Source organism: Pontibacter sp. LHS2 (assembly GCF_058932845.1).
Genome location: NZ_JBZYWG010000009.1, coordinates 1 through 4,272 on the forward strand (window position 1 = coordinate 1; position 4,272 = coordinate 4,272).

Annotated in this window: 1 protein-coding gene; it reads right to left on the reverse strand. The window is 43.9% G+C overall.

The genetic code is table 11. The annotated features are described in order from the left end of the window. A partial coding sequence (locus tag AC5FX6_RS21470) for a hypothetical protein (protein WP_493599013.1) occupies positions 1-3,351 on the reverse strand: 3,351 nt, incomplete at its 3' end. Positions 3,352-4,272: the final 921 nt, after the last annotated feature.

The following is a 4,272-nucleotide window of genomic DNA, read 5'->3' on the forward strand; positions in this document are numbered from 1 at the left end:
TAGAGGGATGATGACAGGGGAGTCCTCATTGATCACCAGCGTTACGATAATATCGGTTACGTCTCCGAATGAATCTACTAATCTAATGTTTAGCTCATAGATTCCTGTAACAAGTAATTCAGGTACAGTTACAGTGATGTTACCTGTTGTTGGCGATAGTGCAAAGCCAGAAGGTAAAGTGCCGCTAAGCAAAGTAGCTGAAACAATGCCACCATCTGTATCTACAGTATAAGCCAAGGTATCACCACTTATATATTCATCCCGATATTTTGGAGGCAGTACTACATAGAATGCTTCGCAATTTACAGTCACTCTTACTATATCTGGATCTGTCTGGGTTGTTGTGCCGCCGCAGGTTGTCGCGACAGACCATCCGAATTCGTAGATGCCGGAAACCAAACCGCTGACAGAAGTGGCAGGGTTATTCAAATTAGCAAAGACAGGGTCTGGACTTCCTGCCGGCTTCGTCACAATCGACCAGGTGCCAACTCCAGGCGCAGCTGATGCAGCAGCTAATATGGCTTCATCTCCGCAGACAGTCTGGTCCTCACCAGCATTCGCTACTGCTGGATTATTGGTTACGTTCACGGTGGCTGTCTGTAATACTCTTCGTCTCGGACAAGATGTACTGGAAACTTCAACATAGAAGGTATAGGTGCCACCTGTATTTATTGGATTTGAAAGTACCTGTATGACATTGCCATTACCCGGGATACTGGTTCCGATTTGAGACAGCGCACCATTTGGTGCAACCTGAAACACATCATACAAGAAATTAGGGTTGGCCTGCGTAGAGACGTTGATGATAGCCGGCCCGCCGATGCATACACTGTTACTTTCAGCAAAAACTGGTCTGTCTATGGCCGGTCCGCTTATGTTGGCGGTGTAGCTTGCAGGAATAGTCAGTACACATTGATTCTGGTTATTGGTAATAACCACACTATATGTCGCATTTGAGTTTACGGCACCTGTAGACAAGTTAAGAGGGTTGCCTGTACCTGCTACCGGATTACCTACTAATGCGTTAGTTGCTTCATTCAGGAGCTGATATGTAAAGCCCTGGGCTGAAGTACTAAGCTGCAAAGTTGCAGATGAACCGGCGCATATTACACTTGATAGCGGCTCTACTGTGAAGTTCGAAGGTGCCTGTGGCAATACAGTTCTAGTGATAGATCCTGCTAGAATTGCTTCGCAGCTTGTAGGAAGATCTTCACCTGAAATTCCGGTGAGTCTGCGGGCTCTTACAGTCAGGACAACATCTCGATTGGTACCGGTTGTGTTGCTGATAGGGCCTGACGTGATGGTAATACCCTCTCCAGTACCTATCACAGACGCACCTGTAGTTACATCATCTGCGAGTAAAGTATAAATTACTCCTAGCTCCGACGATGCAACATTGACAACCACTGGCGTGCTGCCCCCGCAAATCGTAGCCGGGGTATTGGATGATACAGTAAAGGTCGTAGTGACCGGCTCACACTCTACAATAACACTTTCTGCAAACCCACTTGCACATTGGTTAGGGGCAGTTACAGTAGCACTGACTTCAGCACCAGGGAAAAGTTCAGTACGTGCAAAACCTGTAATAGTCCAGGTGCCACTTTCAGGTATACTGATCGGTGTGAATGGCGTACCATCGATATATAATGTCAACTGAGTTCCACCCGGTCCGGTACCGGAAATTGAGGAAGCACCTTCAAAAATCGGCCCGGTAATAGCAAGACCTTGTGCAGATGTTTGAGGAGTAGCCGTTACAGGTGCTGAGTTTACACTTTGAGCACTACCTGGTGCAGTGGCGCGAGCTGTAAAAGCCGTGCCTTGCGGAATAGACAATCCAGTAACAGTCCAGAAGCCATTTTGGTTAACAGTGGTTGGAGAGCCGACTGCTGTTCCGCCAGCATATACCTGTATGGTAGTGCCGGCTGGTGCTGTTGAAGTACCTGTCACAGTTGTTGTAACACCACAGTAATCTCCTGTAATGATAGGTGCAGCTGTCTGGCAGCTTGTTGGAGAAACATTGGCTGACTGACCATAGTAAGTGGTGGCTGTTCTAGCTCTGGCAAACAATACATCGCTTGAAGTGTAGCCCAAGCTTGCAGTAAAAGACCAAGTACCTGATGCGTTGGCCTGTACAGTATAAGCATTATCAGCTGTGGTCACCAGGTATAGCGGACGGTTATTCAGGAAAACTGTAACAAATGAATTCGGAGCAGCAGTACCTGAAACGGTGGTAGAGCCAATACAAACCGGAGATGTGATAATAGTGGCTGGGGTTGTTGCTGTTGTAAGTCCGTTTACGAATGGAGCAGATGGGTTTGACTGACATCCGGAACCAACCTGCTGAGTAGCTGTAAAGACCCCATCTCCAATACAGTTGTTATTACCAGTGCCACCACCTGGAGGGCAAACAACAAAACTCCAGGTACCACTTGCTGTGGCTGTAGTTGTGGTGGCGCCTGCAGAGTTTGCTAGAAGTACTCCATTTCTATAAATCCTTATTACAGCGTTAGGTGCTGAAGTACCGCTCAGTACCCTCCTTGGTCCATCAGCTCCGGTAATGGCAGGAGGCGGTGTATTGCAAACAGCACCTATCACAACTACTGTATTAGATGTAACTGAAACCGGGCGATTAGCTGCAGTGGCCGTAGCGGTAATTTGGTTGCCTTCAGCCAGTGTCACACCACTTGGTAAATTTAATGTCCATGTTCCTGCTGCGGTTACTGTTGTGGTACCAAGGGCTGTGCCATTTCGCAGTACCTGAATAATAGTGCCGAGAGGTTCACGAGATGTACCTGATATGGAAGTTGCTGATGTTGTTATAGGGAAGTTGATGGCTGGTGCAAAAGTCCTGATCTGAGCTATATCATTTGCTACTATATTATTAAGCGTAACAGGTGGAGTAACACCAATAATATCACGCCAGGCTGCAGGTGCATCCTGGTTATAAGTTCTGAAATCTACACCAGCTACATCGGCTACCAGCGTTGGGTCAGAAAGTGCGCTGCGGGCTAAGTTTACAGTGTTGCCCACCATTCGTAAAGGAGTTGTGGATGTGATTTGATTATTGAAGGCGGTAAGCGGAACATAAAATTCATAGAAATAATCTGGATCTCCTCCATTGGTGGTAGCAGCTTGAGATCGTTGTGAGAATTGAGTGACTGTACCACTGAATAGCGTTTGTGCTGAGGCACCGCTATGGTTTATAAGCCTTACTTCAGAATTTGAGAATAAGACTACTTCATATTCAAAGCCCGGGTTTGTTCCCGTTCCTGTTAAGGTATTGTCTGTGTCAATTAGTACGCTGTAGCCTCTAGCTGCAGATGAAATACCGCCTACCCTTAATCGAAACATAAGGTTTCTGCCATCAAAATACACTTGGAGCGGAGATGCAGAGGCAAAGTCTGTGTGACTGCCGGCTGTACCATTTTTTACATCACCAATAGGTTCTGTTGAGAGTGTAGGAATGGGACGGTAAGGAATTTCACTTATACCTTCACCAACATCGTTAGTGCTTGTAAAACCTCTATTAGTTGTTGAGATATAGCCGTCTCTGTTAGGATCAAGTATTACATCACCCCCATTCTTGGCAGGCTGAACAATTAAGCCAGGTGTCTGTGCCATTGCGCCTGCAATCGATGCTACTACTAGAAAAAGAGTCAATAGACTGCTCCGTAGCATCCTTTCTTGTATATATTTTTTCATAGTTTGAGTAAAAGTTTGTTATATATGGATCAGTTTAGCTAAAATTCTATTTTAGTAGAGTTAGTTAAGTTCAATTAATCTATACTCTATTCAGAGGATATATGGTTATACGGTGTGAATAAATAAAACTATAGTGTACAATTTTATAATTGTATTATAGATTTATAAGGTAATATATTGACACCTTAAAATTCTATATATATACCTTTATATACTGTGTATGGTATATCTGTTGAATGGGATGTTATTGCACTCTTATTTTAAAAGAGCATCAGTTAGATATATGTGCTAAAGATTAAGTCTGAATATTTAATCTAAATAATTATAGTAAAAATTGTAAAAATTTAATTTATGAATATTTAAAAAGTACAATTATTTAATATTGGATTCAAGGCCATTCTATGCGCAATGTTTTTGACTATTAAAGAAGAGTTGATTTCGGCGAAATGTTAGGATGGGGGGGCTACTTGCCGGAAGACCAAGTATTATATGCTAAGCTGATTCCCGCAGAAAGTAAACAAAAAGCGGTTACCCAAAGGCAACCGCTTTAAATCAGGACAATTAAAGATA